This is a genomic window from Microbacterium sp. ZW CA_36 (assembly GCF_044987475.1).
Lineage (GTDB): Bacteria > Actinomycetota > Actinomycetes > Actinomycetales > Microbacteriaceae > Microbacterium.
Window position 1 is genome coordinate 1 of sequence record NZ_JBJDRL010000032.1, and the last position, 14,524, is coordinate 14,524.

The following is a 14,524-nucleotide window of genomic DNA, read 5'->3' on the forward strand; positions in this document are numbered from 1 at the left end:
GTCGTGGGCATCACGTCGTTCATCATGGTGCTGGTCGCTGTCGCGACCAGCGCGATCCTCGGCAGCGTCCTCGAAGACGGGCTGGCGAAGGACCTGGAATCGCAGACCGCACGCACGGCGAACATGGTCCGCGGCCCGGTCGCCGCCGGGCTCACGGCGGAACAGATCCTCGCCGAGCAGCCGCTGCCGCCGGGGACCTTGCTGGTCGTCGAGACGCCTCCGGCTCGTCCGACGGCCGCGTACACCACCGAGGACGGCTCGGTGGAGGCCCTCACCGAAGACCAGATCGCACAGCTCATCGAACGCATTCCCGAGGAGGGCCCCCTCGTCGTGACGATCGATGACGTGGGGACGTTCCGCGTGCAGGGAGAACCCGTCGGAGGGTCCATCGTCGTCCTGGGACTCTCACGCGATGACGTCGCGGCGACGATCGGACGCATGCTGACCACGATCGGCCTCCTCACGGCCGGTGGCCTGATCCTGCTCGCGGTAGCGACCGCCTGGACCATCCGGCGAGGCCTCGCACCCCTGCGCGCCGTCGCCGACACGGCAGCCCGGGTCTCGACCCAGCGACTGGACCAGGGCGAGGTCACCATCGCCGAACGGGTGCCGTCCCACCAGGCCGACCCGCGCACCGAGGTCGGCCGTGTGGGCGAAGCGCTGAACACGCTCCTCGACCACGTGGACGAGTCGCTCTCCGCTCGCCAGCGCAACGAGGAGCGCATGCGCGCGTTCGTCGCGGACGCGAGCCACGAGCTGCGCACACCGCTCTCGTCGATCCGCGGCTACAGCGAGCTGTCGCTGAAGGCACTCAGCCGCGGGCAGGGTGCGGCGACCATCGAGACCACGGAAGCTTCGCTCGAGCGCATCCAGGCCCAGTCGCTGCGCATGACCTCGCTCGTCGAGGACCTGCTGCTGCTGGCGCGCCTCGACGAGGGCCAGGAGCTCGTCTACGGCACCGTCGATCTCACGCGCGTCGCGATCGACGCGGTCGGCGACGCGACACCCACCGGCCCCGATCACGAGTGGGTGCTCGAGGTCGGCGACGATCCCGTGCTTATCGCCGGCGACACCGGACGCCTGCACCAGGTCGCCGCGAATCTCCTCGCGAATGCGCGGACGCACACCCCGCCCGGGACGACGGTCACCGTGAGCGTCGTCCGCGAGGGCGACACCGCCGTCCTGCGGGTGCACGACGACGGCCCGGGCATCGATCCGTCGATCAAGGACGAGCTGTTCGAGCGCTTCGCGCGCGCCGACCGCTCGCGGGCGCGCCAGACCGGCGGTACCGGCCTCGGCCTCTCGATCGCCCGTGCCATCGTCGACGCCCACGGCGGCGGCATCCGTGTCGACAGCACGCCCGGCGACACGACGTTCGAGGTGCGCCTGCCCGCTCGCTCCGCCGGCCCGGCCTGATCCCCGCGCCGCCCCGTGCCGTCCCGCGCGTGCGACGACCCGCCGCCCCACGACGTCGAGACCTCATCTGACCGCCGAGACCGCGGGGTTCACCCGATGTCTCGGCCGTCAGATGAGGTCTCACGGCCACAGGCCGGGGCGCGAGGGACGGCTCAGTAGCCGCTGAAGGCGTCCGTCGTGATCGAGCGGGCGCGCTCGAGCGCCGGCGCGAGATCAGCGATGAGCGCCGCCGGACCCGAGATGTACGCGTGACGCGACCCGATGTCGGGCACGACGCGCAGGAGCCCGTCGGCGTCGAGGCGCACGCCCTGCGCCCACACCCAGTGGTCCGGCAGATCCGCCGGCCGGTCGCGGGTGAACAGGATGACGCGCGCACCTGATGCCGCGATCTCGTCGCGGTACGCCAGCTCCGAGGAATCCGACGCCACGTAGACCAGGACGATGTCGCGGTCGAGGGCAGCGGCCCGCGCGTGGCGCAGCTGCGACACGAACGGCGTGACACCGATGCCGGCGGCCACCATCAGGATCGGCGCCCCGTCGCGCTTGGGCAGCAGGAAGTCGCCCCAGACGCCGGTGATCGCGAGCGCGTCGCCGGGCTGAACCTCGGCGAGCGCCTTCTTGTACGAGCTCAGGGGTTTGGTGGTCTTGCCGTCCTTGAACGCCACCTTCAGCAGCGGCAGGTCCTCGGGCGCCGACGCGATGCTGAACTCGCGACGCGTGCCACGGGCGTCCGGGTGGCGGTGCGGCACCTCGAGCTCGAGGTACTGGCCCGGAAGGAACCCGAGCCGGTCGTGCACGCGGAAGGTGAGCTCCTGCACGCTCGGTGTGGGCTCGGCGCGTGCGACGAGGGTGAGGCGCACGGCGGTGCGCACGGCGAACGCGAACGCGACGAGGTTGCCGACGAGGAGCGCCCGCTCCTGGCCGAGGGTGATGTCGCCGATCGGGATGGGCCACCCGGCCAGCACGCCGACCACCGTGGCGACGGTCAGCTGCTGCCAGCGGCGCGGCGGCAGCGTGAGCGGCTCGGACAGCATGAACGCCCCGAGGAAGAGGAACGGCGACGACCAGAGGATCGGCCACAGCAGGTCGAGCACGTCGATCTCGACGCCCGCGGTCTGGTACTGCGCGGCGGTGCGGAAGACCGCGACCGCGACTGCGAACACCAGGAACACGGCGACGACCCGCAGCTTCTCGGTGCGCACCAGCACCGCGAGCCCGAGCAGGATGACGGGCGCGGCGAGCGCCGGCGTCCCCACCCACCAGGACGACGCGCCGAGACCGGGCCATGCCAGGCCGAGCAGCGTCAGCACCGTCGCGCCCACCGCCGCAGGGTTGAAGATGTGGCGTCCCCGCCACGCGAGCAGATACTTCGAGAGCGAGGCGACCGCGGCGGCGATCACGATCCCCAGCAGCCCCACGAGCTCGAGCGTCGGGCGCAGCACGAACAGCAGGATGTGCGCCGTGATGAGCGACGACTCGAGGCGCCACGGCAGGTTGAGCACGCGCTGGGCGGCGGCATCCACCCCCACGCACACCGCCGAGAGCACCGCGAGCGTCACGATCAGCTGCAGCGGATCGGGGCCGACGAGGCCGAAGAACGAGAGCAGCAGGGCCACGACGGCCAGCGTCGCGAGCGCGAGATACACGAGGCGGTACATCGACACGCGGCCGAGCACCGCGAAGGCGCGATTCCAGATGGCGGTGAGAGTGCCCATCCGGGTCACACCGGCTGCAGGGGCTGAGGGCGGCCTGCGGGCGGGATGACGCGGATGCCGTCGCCCGGGCGCACGACGCCGCCCTCGAGCACGACCGACATGACGCCCGCCAGGCGCACGGTGGCGCCCGTGTCGTCGAGGTGGACCAGCTCCTTCATCAGTCCCTCCGAGACGCCGTCGATCTGGACACAGGGGTTGCGGAGGCCCGTGATCTCGATCACCGCGTCGTCGCCCAGTGCGAGTCGCGTGCCGCGCGGCAGCCCGAGCAGGTCGATGCCGGCGGTGGTCACGTTCTCGCCCAGGGCGCCCGGGTGCACCTCGTGGCCGCGCTCGGCCATGTCGTCGAACAGCTCGGCGTGGATCAGGTGCACCTGGCGCAGGTTGGGCGTCGTGGGATCGCGCCGGATGCGGGACAGGTGCTGCACGGTGGTGCCGGCGTGGGCGTCGCCCTCGACGCCGATGCCGGCGATCAGGGTGATGCTCTCGCGCGTCGGCTTGCTGAAGCGATGCGCGTCGTCGCGGGCGACCGCGATGACGTGTCCGGAGAGGGGTTCGGTCACTGTTCCAGGCTATTCGGTCGCGAAGCCGGCGCGATCCCGGGTCCGACATCCGTTCGCACGAACAGGTCGGCGCGGCATCCCGGAGACCACTCGACGCGGCCGTCCGTCGTCATGCGCACCCATTCGACGCCCCACTCGTGGGCGAGGCGGGGGCCGCCGTCGAAGAACAGGGCCGTCGCGACGGCATCCGCGGCCATCGCATCGGCCGCCACGGTCCACGTCGCGGCGATCGTCCGCACCGGCTGCCCGGTGCGCGCGTCGAGCACGTGGTGCAGTGCGGTGCCCGTCGCCGAGGGCCACGCGCGCCGGTTGACGGCCGACGCGCAGAGCGCGGCATCCGTCACCTCCCACACGCCGATGGCACGACGCGGATCGAACGGGTGCTCGAGCCCGATGCGCTGCGGACGCCCCCGCACAGCCAGGTCGCCGCCGGCGTCGACCGTGATGTCGCCCGATTCGGTGCTCCTGAGGATGCCGAGGACCAGGTCCACGAGGCGGCCCTTCCCGAGGGCGCCGACGTCGATCGTGGCCGGCTCGACCAGCGTGAGGCGCCCGTCGTGCCAGCTCAGCAGCTCCCGCCATTCGGCAGGCGCCGGCGTCGCCCCGCGATCACGGAGCGAGTAGGCGGCGTCGTAGCCGCGCGCGACGAGGGATCCGCCGACGAGCGGGTTGACGGCCCCTGCCGTCGCGTCCGAGAGGGCGGCGAGGGCGTCGAGCATCGGCACCGCATCCGCCGGCGCGGGGACGGAACCGGCCGTCCGCGCCAGGGCGCTCACGACCGAGTCCGCCCGGAATCGCGACCACTCGCGGTCGAACTCGTCGATGCGCGCGGTCACCTCGTCGCGCGCCGCCGCCGGCAGGCCACGCTCGGTGACGATCTCCCACGTCGTGCCGATGGCGTCGAAGCGCCAGGAGTCCGGCGCGGTGTGCACGGCCTAGTTCGCCGCCTCGGACTTGATCGTCTCGATGGCCTCGTTGACCCCGCCGCTGGTGAGCGACGACCCCGCGACGCGACTGACCTGGATGTCGTCGATGTCCTGCCCGACGACGACATCGGCGATGCCGCCGATGAACTCGCCCTGGTACTGCTCCGACTCGCGCTTCTGCGGGTCGCCGGTCACCTCGACCGCCGTGATCACGTCGTCCTCGAGGGTCACCGTGACGGTGATCGTCTCGACCGATTCGGGCGTCGCGTACGAGCCGTCCGCCGTGTACGTGCCGTCGGCGTACGCGCCGCTCGAGCCGCTGTCGGCGGAGCCGCTGTCGGTGCTCTCCGAGGTGTCGGGTGTCGCCGGTTCTTCGGCCTCCGAGGCCTCCGGCGTGCAGCCGGCGAGGAGCGCGATGCCGGCGACGGCGGTCAGCGCCGCTCCGGCGCGAACGGGGCGGGAAGCGAGTGCGGTGCGGATCATGACGGTCCTCCTGGCTCGTGTCGGGCTCGTGTCGTGCGAGCGGTGACGCGGAAGCGTCTGGAAAGGATCCTGCCAACCGCTCCTATGAGCCGCCTTTGAGGGTGTCCGGGGTCGTCGATGACGTGCCTCGTGCGCGCAGCACAGCCTTGAGCACCTCGACGGCGAGGAAGATGCCGATGGACACCACGATCGGGAGGATCCAGGATGCCGCGTCCAGCGGCCGCGAGTCGAACAGCACGTTCATGAACGGCACGTAGGTGTAGATCAGCTGCAGCACGATGAGGGCGATCGCGGACCACCACACCACGCGGTTGCCCCGCAGCACGTCGAGGGTGAGGCTCGAGCGCCCGAGGAACCGGCAGTTGAGCAGATACGCGAGCTGTCCGAGCGCGAGCATGAGCACGGCCTCGGTGCGGGCCACCTCGATGTCGGCTCCGGTCGCGACGACGCCGTAGAAGACGCCCATCGCGGCGCCGCCGATGAGGAGCGACACGACCAGCACGAACCCGAGCTCGCGGCGATCGATGATCGGTCCGCCGGTGGCGCGCGGGGGGCGGCGCATGATGCCGCGCTCGGCCGGCTCGTACGCGAGCGCGAGCGAGAGGGTCACCGCGGTCACCATGTTGACCCACAGCACCTGCACGCTCGTGATCGGCAGCGCGAGCCCGAACACGACGGCGACGAGGATCACGAGCGACTGGGCTCCGTTGGTCGGCAGCAGGAACACGATCGACTTGCGCAGGTTGTCGTAGATGCGACGTCCCTCGGCGATCGCGCTGCGGATCGTCGCGAAGTTGTCGTCGGCCAGCACGAACTCGGCGGCCTCCTTGGTCGCCTCGGTGCCCTTGATGCCCATCGCGATGCCGACGTCGGCCCGCGTCAGCGCGGGAGCGTCGTTGACCCCGTCACCGGTCATCGCGACGACCTCGCCGTGCGACTGCAGCGCCCGCACGATGCGGATCTTGTGCTCGGGGCTCGTGCGCGCGTACACGTCGACGTCGCGCACGACCTCGCGCAGCTGCTCCTGGGTGAGCGCCTCGAGCTCCGCGCCCGTGAGCACCTCGGCGTCGGAGCCGGCGAGCCCCATCTCGTGCGCGATGGCGAGGGCGGTGCCGGCGTGGTCTCCCGTGATCATCTTCACGCGGATGCCGGCGGTGTGGCAGTCCGCGATCGCCTCGACGGCCTCCGGCCGGGGCGGGTCCACGATCCCCCAGAGGCCGATGAACTCGAGGTCGATGAGGTCGTCGAGCGCGAACTCGTCGGTCGTCGGTCGCACCGGCTTGCGTGCCGCCGCGAGCACGCGCAGGCCCTGCGAGCTCAGCGCCTCGATCGCCGCGTTCCAGCGCACCAGGTCGAGCGGCTCGGACCCGTCGGCGCCGCGCTGGGTGAGCGAGCGCTCGAGCAGGCGGTCGGGCGCGCCCTTTACGAGGATCGCCCGCGAGACCTCGCCGGCCGCACCCCCGGATCGGGCGCCCTCGTTGAGCGTCGCCATCAGCTTGTTGGCAGAGTCGAACGGGATGACCGCGACCCGGCGTCCGCCCGCGCTCCCGACACCGCCCTTCATCGCGACGACCTTGAGCGCGCCCTCCGTCGGCTCGCCGACGAGGCCCCACTCGCCGTCGTCGCCGCGGACGATGTGGGCGTCGTTGCAGAGCGTCGCGATGGCCAGGAGCGCCGCCAGATCGCCGCGGTCGGCAGGTGCCCCCGCGCCCTCGGCAGCAGCGGCGTCGGGGTCCGAAGCCGCGCCCGCAGCCGTGGCCGCGCGGACGATCTCGCCCTCGGGCACGTAGCCCAGCCCGGTGACGCTGTACTCGCCCAGCGGTGTGACGATGTGCCGCACGGTCATCTCGTTGCGGGTGAGCGTGCCCGTCTTGTCGGAGCACACCGTGGTCACCGAGCCGAGCGCCTCGACCGCGGGGAGCTTGCGCGTGATGGCGTTGTGGCGGGCCATCTGCTGCACGCCGATCGCGAGCGTGATGGTCACCAGCGCCGGCAGCCCCTCGGGGATCGCCGCGACGGCGAACCCGATGGCCGCCGAGATGAGCTCGGGGTACGGCATCCCGTGCAGGAAGCGCCCGATCATCATCATGATCGCCGCCATCGCCAGGATCACGACGGTGAGCACGCGGCCGAACCCGTCGAGCTGGCGGGTGAGCGGCGTGGCCAGCGACTCGGCCTCGTCGGCGAGGCTCTGGATGCGGCCGAGCTCGGTGTCGGATCCGGTGGCGGTGACGACGCCCCGGCCCTGCCCGGCGCTGACGATGGTGCCGGAGAACGCCATCGATCCGCGGTCGCCCACCCCCGCCTCCGGGACCGACGGGTCGGTGGTCTTCGACGACGGGACGGACTCCCCCGTGAGCGCGGCCTCATCGATGCGCAGCTGGAAGGCCTGGAGAAGCCGCAGGTCGGCGGGCACCTTGTCGCCGGGCATGAGCCGCACGACATCGCCCGGCACCAGGTCGGCGGCGGCCACCGTCACCCAGCCGCCGTCGCGGCGCGCACTGGCGTCAGCCGACAGCATCCCGCGGATGCCGGCGAGCGCCTTCTCGGCGCGCCCCTCCTGGATATAGCCGATCACCGCGTTGATGATCGCGACGACCATGATCACCCAGAAGTCGAGCCAGTCCCCCATGAGCGCCTTGATGACCGCGGCGCCCAGCAGGATGTAGATCAGGGTGTCGTTGAAGTGCGCCAGGAACCGCAGCACCGCCGGCTTGCGCGCAGGCTCGGGGAGGCGGTTGGGTCCGGCGATCTCCAGGCGCGCCGCCGCGTCGGCTGCGCGCAGTCCCCCGGCGTCGGCCTCGAGATGCGCCAGCACCTCGCCGGTGGCCAGCGCCCAGGGACGCGCCACGGTGAGGCGCGCTTCGGTCAACGGTGCGGAGCTCAGCGGCTGCGTCATGGATTCGTCATCCTTCCGTCGCCGCCGCGGAGTCGGGGGTCCGACCCTGTGCCGGCGTCAGGCCGCCCCGTCGAACATGCTGGTGACGGAGCCGTCCTCGAACACTTCGTGGATCGCGCGTGCGAGAAGCGGTGCGATTGGCAGAATCGTAAGGCTCGGGAACCGCTTCTCGTCGGGGATCGGCACCGTGTCGGTCACGACGACCTCGTCGATCGCCGGGCTCTGCAGGCGTTCGGCGGCGGGATCGCTGAAGATCGCGTGCGTCGCGGCGACGATGACCTTGGTCGCGCCGTTGGCCTTGAGCGCCTCGGCGGCCTTCACGATCGTGCCACCCGTGTCGATCATGTCGTCGACGAGCAGACAGACGCGTCCGTCGACGGCGCCGACGATCTCATTGACGGTGACCTGGTTGGCGACGTTGGGGTCGCGGCGCTTGTGGATGATCGCCAGCGGAGCGCCCAGGCTGTCGGACCACTGGTCCGCCACGCGCACGCGTCCGGTGTCGGGTGAGACGACGGTGAGGCGGGCGCGGTCCGTCTCGCTGAGCGTGTTCTCGAAGTACTCCAGCAGCACAGGCTTGGCGAACAGGTGGTCCACGGGACCGTCGAAGAAGCCCTGGATCTGCGCGGCGTGCAGGTCGACGCTCATGACGCGGTCGGCGCCGGCGGTCTTGAACAGGTCGGCGACGAGGCGGGCGCTGATGGGCTCGCGGCCCCGGCCCTTCTTGTCCTGACGCGAGTACGGGAAGTACGGCGCGACGACGGTGATGCGCTTGGCCGACGCCCGCTTCGCGGCGTCGAGCATGATGAGGGTCTCCATCATCCACTCGTTGACCGGCGGCCCGAAGCTCTGGATGAGGAACAGGTCGCAGCCGCGGATCGAGACCTCGAACCGCGTCAGGATCTCACCCGACGCGAACGTGCGGTACTCGGTGGGGACGAGCTCCGTGCTCAGCTGCTCGGCGACCTGCGCCGCGAGCTCGGGATGCGAGCTCCCGCGCGCGATGACGAGCCGCTTCTTCGTCTTGGCGACGAGGCCCGGGGCGATGTCATTCGCCCGGTCGAGTTCAACGGTCTTCTTCTTGCGCGCCATCGTCCGCCTTCTGTGCGCTGCGGGCCTTGGCGGCGACATCCGCCGCGTGAGTACCCGGTCTGTTCTTCTCGACCCACCCCTCGACGTTGCGCTGAGGGGCGACGCTGAGAGCGAGAGCACCGGCGGGCACATCCTTGCGGATGACCGCCCCCGCCCCCGTCTTCGCGCCGTCTCCGATCCTAACGGGCGCCACGAAGACGTTATGCGAGCCGGCGTGCACTTCGTCGCCGATCTCGGTGCGGTGCTTGGCCAGGTCGTCGTAGTTGGCGGTGATCGCGCCGGCGCCGAGGTTGACGCCGCGGCCGATCGTGGTGTCGCCGATGTACGACAGGTGCGGCACCTTGCTGCCCTCGCCGATGGTCGAGTTCTTCGTCTCGACGAAGGTGCCGATCTTGCCGTTGTCGCCGAGGTACGTGCCGGGGCGGACGTATGCGAACGGGCCGACGGTCGCGTGGGCGCCGATCACGGCGAGCGTCGCGTCGGCGCGCCGGACGGTGGCGCCCTCTCCGACCTCGCAGTCGACGAGGCTCGTGTCGGGTCCGACGATCGCGCCGGTGTCGATCACGGTGGCGCCGAGGATGTGCGTGTTGGGAAGCACCGTCACGTCGGGGGCGAGCTTCGCGTCGACGTCGATCCAGGTGGTCGCCGGGTCGAGGATCGTCGCCCCCTCGAGCTGCCAGCGGCGCACCGTGCGCGCGTTGAGCAGACGCCCGACCTCCGAGAGCTGGGCGCGGTCGTTCACGCCGTACGTGACGGTGACGTCGTCGACGACGGATGCCGCGACCCTGCCGCCGGCTCGCCGGACGAGCCCCGCGACGTCGGTGAGGTACTTCTCCGCCTGAGCGTTGTCGATGCCGATCGCCGGCAGGTGGGTGCGCAGCGCGTCGATGCGGAAGACGTACATGCCCGCGTTGATCTCGCGGACCGCGACCTCGGCGTCGTCGGCGTCCTTCTGCTCCACGATGCGGGCGACGTCTCCGTCGGCGTCGCGGATCACGCGTCCGTACCCGTTCGGGTCGTCGACGACGGCGGTCATGACGGTCACTTCCGCATCGGTCGTGCGGTGCGCCGCGAGGAACGCGGTCAGGGTCCCGGCATCTGCCAGCGGGCAGTCGCCCGAGAGCACGAGCACATCGCCGGCGAAGCCCTCGAGCTGGGCGAGCGCGACCTCGACGGCGCGGCCGGTGCCGGGGACCTCGTCCTGGTCGACGACCCGCGCCTCGGGTGCCAGGTCGGCGACCGCCGCGGCCACCTGGTCGCGCTCATGGCGCACGACGACGAGGGTGCGCGCCGGCGTCAGGGCGGCGGCGGAGGCGAGGACGTGCCCGACGAGGGGGCGACCGCCGATGCGGTGCAGCACCTTCGGCAGCGACGACTTCATGCGGGTGCCCTGTCCGGCGGCGAGGACGATGACGGCCAGAGCGTTGTCAGGGGTGTCGGTCATGCTCCGCCGCCAGGATTCGAACCTGAACCTCACAGCTCCAAAGGCTGTCGTGCTGCCGTTACACCACGGCGGAACGCGGCGACCAGGACTCCGGATGCCGCCCGTCAAGTCTGCCAGACCGCCTCCGGTCGCTGAGCCTGCGGAAGCATCGGCCCCGCGATAATGAGGGCATGACGGCGCAGAGCGACGAAGTGGACCGCATCGTCGAGGCCTGGACGACGCAGCGCCCCGACCTCGACTTCTCACCGCTCGGCGTGCTCTCGCGCGTCGACCGTCTCTCGCGGCACCTCGACCGCGCGCGGCGCGACGCCTTCCGTCGGAGCGAGCTTGAGCCGTGGGAGTGGGACGTGCTGTCCGCTCTCCGCCGCGCGGGAGAGCCGTTCCAGCTCAGTCCCAAGCAGCTGCTGCAGCAGACGCTCGTCTCGAGCGGCACGATGACCAACCGCATCGATCGCCTGGTCGGCCGACGGCTGGTGCGCCGCGAGTCCGATCCCGACGACGGCCGGAGCGTCCTGGTCACCTTGACAGACGAGGGGAAGATCCGGGTGGATGCCGCCATCACGCGTCTCGTCGACGCCGAGGCCCTGCTGCTCGACACCCTCTCGCGCGGCGACCGGGAGCGGCTCGCCGGGCTGCTGCGAAAGCTCAGCCTCGGCTTCGACGCCCACGACTAGATCGCCGAGGTCAGCCGATCTGCTCGGTGAGCTCGAACCAGCGTTCCTCGACGCCGTCGCGCTCCTTCTCGAGTTCGCCGATGCGCGCCATCTCCGCTCCGAGGCCTACATAGTCCGCCTGGTCGTGGTCGGCGAGCGAGACGCGGGCGGCACCGATCTGCGACTCGAGCTTCTCGAGCCGACGCTCGAGCGCAGATACCTCCTTCTGCGCGGCGCGCAGGTCGGCGCCCGACAGCGAGGGGGACGTAGACGCGGAGCCTGCGGCATCCGTTGCGGCGCCGCGTTTCGTGTCGTCGCGCTCGCTCAGTGCCCGGGCGCGCAGCCGCAGGTACTCGTCGACGCCTCCGGGGAGGTGGCGCAGATGGCCGTCGAGGATCGCGTACTGCTGGTCGGTGACGCGCTCGATGAAGTACCGGTCGTGCGACACGACGAGGAGCGTGCCCGGCCAGGAGTCGAGCAGATCCTCGATGGCGGCCAGCATGTCCGTGTCGAGGTCGTTCGTGGGCTCGTCGAGGATGAGCACGTTCGGCTGCTCGAGCAGGATCAGCAGCAGCTGCAGCCGCCGCTTCTGACCGCCCGAGAGGTCCTTCACCGGCGTCGAGAGCTGCGCGCTCTGGAAGCCCATGCTCTCGAGCAGCTGGCCGGGAGTGAGCTCCTGCGCCTTGGAGCCGGCCCCGAACGTGTAGGTCGTGCGCAGGCGCGAGATGACGACGCGCACCGGATCGTTGAGATGCTCCTCGAGTTCGTCGAGGCGCTGGGTGAGGGTCGCGACCTTCACCGTCTTGCCGCGCTTGACCCGCCCCGCGGTGGGCTCGACGTCGCTCGCCACGAGTCCGAGAAGGGTCGACTTGCCGGCGCCGTTGACACCGAGGATGCCGGTGCGCTCGCCGGGAGCGATACGCCACTCGACCGGATGCAGCACCTCGCGGCCGTCGTACGAGACGGCGGCGTCGAGAAGGTCGACGACGTCCTTGCCGAGGCGCGAGACGGCGAGCGAGCGCAGTTCGGTCGCGTCGCGAATCTCGGGCACGTCCGCGATCAGGACGTTGGCGGCGTCGATGCGGAACTTCGGCTTGGACGTGCGCGCGGGCGCACCGCGGCGCAGCCACGCCAGCTCTTTGCGTGCCAGGTTCTGTCGCCGCTGCTCGATCACCGCGGACTGGCGGTCGCGCTCGACCCGCTGCAGGATGTACGCCGCATAGCCGCCCTCGAAGGGCTCGACGAGGCGGTCGTGCACCTCCCACGTGGTGTTGCACACCTCGTCGAGGAACCAGCGATCGTGGGTCACGACCAGGAGGCCGCCCTGGTTGGCCGGCCAGCGGCCCTTGATGTGCGCGGCGAGCCACGAGATGGCCTCGACGTCGAGGTGGTTGGTGGGCTCGTCGAGGAAGAGCACGTCATGGTCGCCCACGAGCAGCGTCGCGAGCGAGACGCGCCGCCGCTGGCCGCCCGACAGCCCAGCGACGGGTCCGTCCCAAGGCAGATCGCCCAGCAGCCCGGCGATGACATCGCGCGCTCGGGCGCCACCGGCCCACTCGTGGTCGGGACGATCGCCGACGACCGTCTGGCGCACCGTGAGCGTGTCGTCCAGCGTGTCCGCCTGGTCGAGCACGCCGACGCGAACGCCGCCGCGCACCGTCACGCGACCGCCGTCGGGTTCGAGCCGGCCGGCGAGCATCGCCAGCAGGCTCGACTTGCCGTCGCCGTTGCGGCCGACGACGCCGATGCGGTCGCCCTCGTCGATGCCGAGCGAGACCCGGTCGAAGACGACCTTCGTCGGGAACTCCAGGTGCAGGGCCTCGGCCCCCAGAAGATGTGCCATGTCCCCTCCAGGCTAGGCGAGGTGCGGGGCCCGGCCGCGCGCCGGGCGTCCAGGAGTCCGGGTCGGTGGGCGTTCTGGCGGGGTCAGTACCAGATGCTCAGCCGGGGCGCGGTGTGCCAGCCCAGCACGCGAGCAGCGGCCACGGCATCCGTCGTCCTCACACGTCCCGCCGCGGCGAGCGTCGCCGGCGAAACGGCTCCGAGGTAGGTGGCCGACAGCTCCGTGATGCCGAGCGCGACCTCCACCGCTCCGTCGGGCGACTCGCCGTCGGCGAGCGTCGTCACCCGTCCGACGCCGTCCGCGTCGACCTCGAGCAGGTAGCGGCCCGTCGAGAGCCCGATCGGGTCTGACACGTCGAGCACGAGCGTTCCCGCCGCGCCGTAGCGACGCGTCTCGAGGCATGCGACCACGTCGATGATCCGCACGTACTGGTGATCGCGGATCGCGACCTTCGCCGCACGCTGATCGGCGATCATCCACAGTAGCGGCTCGTCGATCGACAGCTCGCCCGCGTGGACCTCGGCCACCAGGTCCAGCTCCAGCAGGAACCGCCACAGCGCGGCATACGCGTCGTCCGTCTCGGCCAGGAGGTAGTGGACGGTGACCGTCGCCTTGGTGAAGTCGTCGTGGTTCTCGCGCACGGCGTACACCGCGGCGCCTCGCACCTCGCCCTCGGCATCCGTGTACTGCACGGCGCGCTTCTCGCCCGCCTTCTCCGCGGCCGGACTCGTGCCGGCGAACCCGTCCCAGTGACCACCGGGAACGTCGATCTCGCCCGGGAAGCGGTGGCGCACACGCTCGTGCAGCGACGGCAGCAGTTCCCGCACGCGCTCGCGGGTGACGAAGTCGATGCGCCCGGCGGGCTGCGGGCCGATCCACGCGGCGCGCTTGGTCTCGATCCGCCACGACGCGCTCGCAGCGGCGGGGGCGAATCCGTAGCGGCCGTAGAGCGGTGACTCGCTCACCGTGAGCATCGCCATCGGGATGCCGGCGCCGTGAGCGGCCCGCAGCTCCCCCTCGAGCATGGACCGGGCGACGCCGCGCCGACGGTGGGTGGGCGCCACCGTCACAGCCGAGATCGCGCACGACGGGATCGCCGCGCCGCCGGGCACGGTGAGCTCGCCGAGCCAGGACGCGATGGTCGCGACCGGCGCATCGGCCATCGGTCCGGCGGGGTCGTAGACCCCCGTGAGCCGTCGGTAGCCGCTGCGGTCGCGCGTGGCCGCAACCTGCTCGTCGGTGCGTTCGCCGTCCTGGAAGCCCCGCACCACGCTCTGCAGCCAGCCGACGAACCCGTCGCCGTCGACCTCGAGCCGGCGGTAGTCGAGGCCGTTCGCGGCGAGGCGTGCGCGGGACTGCTCGTCGACGGGTCCGGCCCGGAAGGCCGCGCGGTCGGACTCGTCGGCACCGCGCATGCGATCAAGCGTGTTCATGGGATCTTCCTCTCCACACCCGCAGGGGCGGGCTCAGGTCGGCGTGCGGGACTCAGGCCG

At 71.5% G+C, this 14,524-nt stretch carries 11 protein-coding genes and 1 tRNA gene; 2 read left to right on the forward strand and 10 right to left on the reverse strand.

Annotated elements, in window-relative coordinates; translation table 11 throughout:
• Positions 1–1,416: sensor histidine kinase (locus tag ACI3KX_RS13885; protein ID WP_404910104.1), on the forward strand; the 1,416-nt coding region annotated here is incomplete at its 5' end.
• A gap of 152 nt (positions 1,417–1,568) precedes the next feature.
• Here the strand turns inward: ACI3KX_RS13885 and ACI3KX_RS13890 are convergent.
• The 8 genes from ACI3KX_RS13890 to ACI3KX_RS13925 form a co-directional block, all read right to left on the reverse strand.
• Positions 1,569–3,131, reverse strand: coding sequence for an FAD-dependent oxidoreductase (locus ACI3KX_RS13890; protein ID WP_404910105.1), 1,563 nt, complete (start codon positions 3,129–3,131; stop codon positions 1,569–1,571).
• A gap of 5 nt (positions 3,132–3,136) precedes the next feature.
• Positions 3,137–3,691, reverse strand: coding sequence for an MOSC domain-containing protein (locus ACI3KX_RS13895; protein WP_404910106.1), 555 nt, complete (start codon positions 3,689–3,691; stop codon positions 3,137–3,139).
• Positions 3,688–4,623, reverse strand: coding sequence for an FAD:protein FMN transferase (locus tag ACI3KX_RS13900; RefSeq protein WP_404910107.1), 936 nt, complete (start codon positions 4,621–4,623; stop codon positions 3,688–3,690). The genes ACI3KX_RS13895 and ACI3KX_RS13900 overlap by 4 nt, the downstream gene beginning before the upstream one ends.
• A gap of 3 nt (positions 4,624–4,626) precedes the next feature.
• The gene (locus ACI3KX_RS13905; RefSeq protein ID WP_404910108.1) at positions 4,627–5,100 is read right to left on the reverse strand and encodes an FMN-binding protein; all 474 of its coding nucleotides are present in this window, start codon (positions 5,098–5,100) and stop codon (positions 4,627–4,629) included.
• Between the two features lie 82 nt (positions 5,101–5,182).
• Positions 5,183–7,999, reverse strand: a complete 2,817-nt coding sequence (locus tag ACI3KX_RS13910) for an HAD-IC family P-type ATPase (RefSeq protein ID WP_404910109.1) — start codon at positions 7,997–7,999, stop codon at positions 5,183–5,185.
• 57 nt (positions 8,000–8,056) lie between these two features.
• Positions 8,057–9,091, reverse strand: coding sequence for a ribose-phosphate diphosphokinase (locus tag ACI3KX_RS13915; protein ID WP_349427980.1), 1,035 nt, complete (start codon positions 9,089–9,091; stop codon positions 8,057–8,059).
• Positions 9,066–10,535: a bifunctional UDP-N-acetylglucosamine diphosphorylase/glucosamine-1-phosphate N-acetyltransferase GlmU gene (gene glmU, locus ACI3KX_RS13920; RefSeq protein WP_404910110.1), complete on the reverse strand. Its 1,470-nt coding sequence runs from the start codon at positions 10,533–10,535 to the stop codon at positions 9,066–9,068. The genes ACI3KX_RS13915 and glmU overlap by 26 nt, the downstream gene beginning before the upstream one ends.
• A gap of 1 nt (position 10,536) precedes the next feature.
• A tRNA-Gln gene (locus ACI3KX_RS13925) sits at positions 10,537–10,608 on the reverse strand.
• A 97-nt stretch (positions 10,609–10,705) separates the two neighbouring features.
• Between ACI3KX_RS13925 and ACI3KX_RS13930 the strand changes: the two genes are divergently transcribed.
• Positions 10,706–11,209 carry a MarR family transcriptional regulator gene (locus ACI3KX_RS13930; RefSeq protein WP_308869616.1) on the forward strand — a complete coding sequence of 168 codons (504 nt, stop codon included), beginning with the start codon at positions 10,706–10,708 and terminating at the stop codon, positions 11,207–11,209.
• A gap of 10 nt (positions 11,210–11,219) precedes the next feature.
• Here the strand turns inward: ACI3KX_RS13930 and ACI3KX_RS13935 are convergent, their stop codons facing one another.
• Positions 11,220–13,031 (reverse strand): ABC-F family ATP-binding cassette domain-containing protein, encoded by a 1,812-nt coding sequence (locus ACI3KX_RS13935; protein WP_404910111.1) that lies wholly within the window; start codon positions 13,029–13,031, stop codon positions 11,220–11,222.
• Positions 13,032–13,114: 83 nt separating this feature from the next.
• Entirely contained in the window at positions 13,115–14,464 is a 1,350-nt protein-coding gene (locus ACI3KX_RS13940) for a GNAT family N-acetyltransferase (RefSeq protein WP_404910112.1), read from the reverse strand.
• Between the last annotated feature and the right edge of the window lie 60 nt (positions 14,465–14,524).

What these genes read in the sequence shown, in the direction of transcription:
- ACI3KX_RS13890 (WP_404910105.1), bottom strand. Translation starts at nt 3,131, where the DNA reads ATGGGCACTCTCACCGCCATCTGGAATCGCGCCTTCGCGGTGCTCGGC.
- ACI3KX_RS13905 (WP_404910108.1), bottom strand. Translation starts at nt 5,100, where the DNA reads ATGATCCGCACCGCACTCGCTTCCCGCCCCGTTCGCGCCGGAGCGGCG.
- ACI3KX_RS13910 (WP_404910109.1), bottom strand. Translation starts at nt 7,999, where the DNA reads ATGACGCAGCCGCTGAGCTCCGCACCGTTGACCGAAGCGCGCCTCACC.
- ACI3KX_RS13915 (WP_349427980.1), bottom strand. Translation starts at nt 9,091, where the DNA reads ATGGCGCGCAAGAAGAAGACCGTTGAACTCGACCGGGCGAATGACATC.
- glmU (WP_404910110.1), bottom strand. Translation starts at nt 10,535, where the DNA reads ATGACCGACACCCCTGACAACGCTCTGGCCGTCATCGTCCTCGCCGCC.
- ACI3KX_RS13930 (WP_308869616.1), top strand. Translation starts at nt 10,706, where the DNA reads ATGACGGCGCAGAGCGACGAAGTGGACCGCATCGTCGAGGCCTGGACG.
- ACI3KX_RS13935 (WP_404910111.1), bottom strand. Translation starts at nt 13,031, where the DNA reads ATGGCACATCTTCTGGGGGCCGAGGCCCTGCACCTGGAGTTCCCGACG.
- ACI3KX_RS13940 (WP_404910112.1), bottom strand. Translation starts at nt 14,464, where the DNA reads ATGAACACGCTTGATCGCATGCGCGGTGCCGACGAGTCCGACCGCGCG.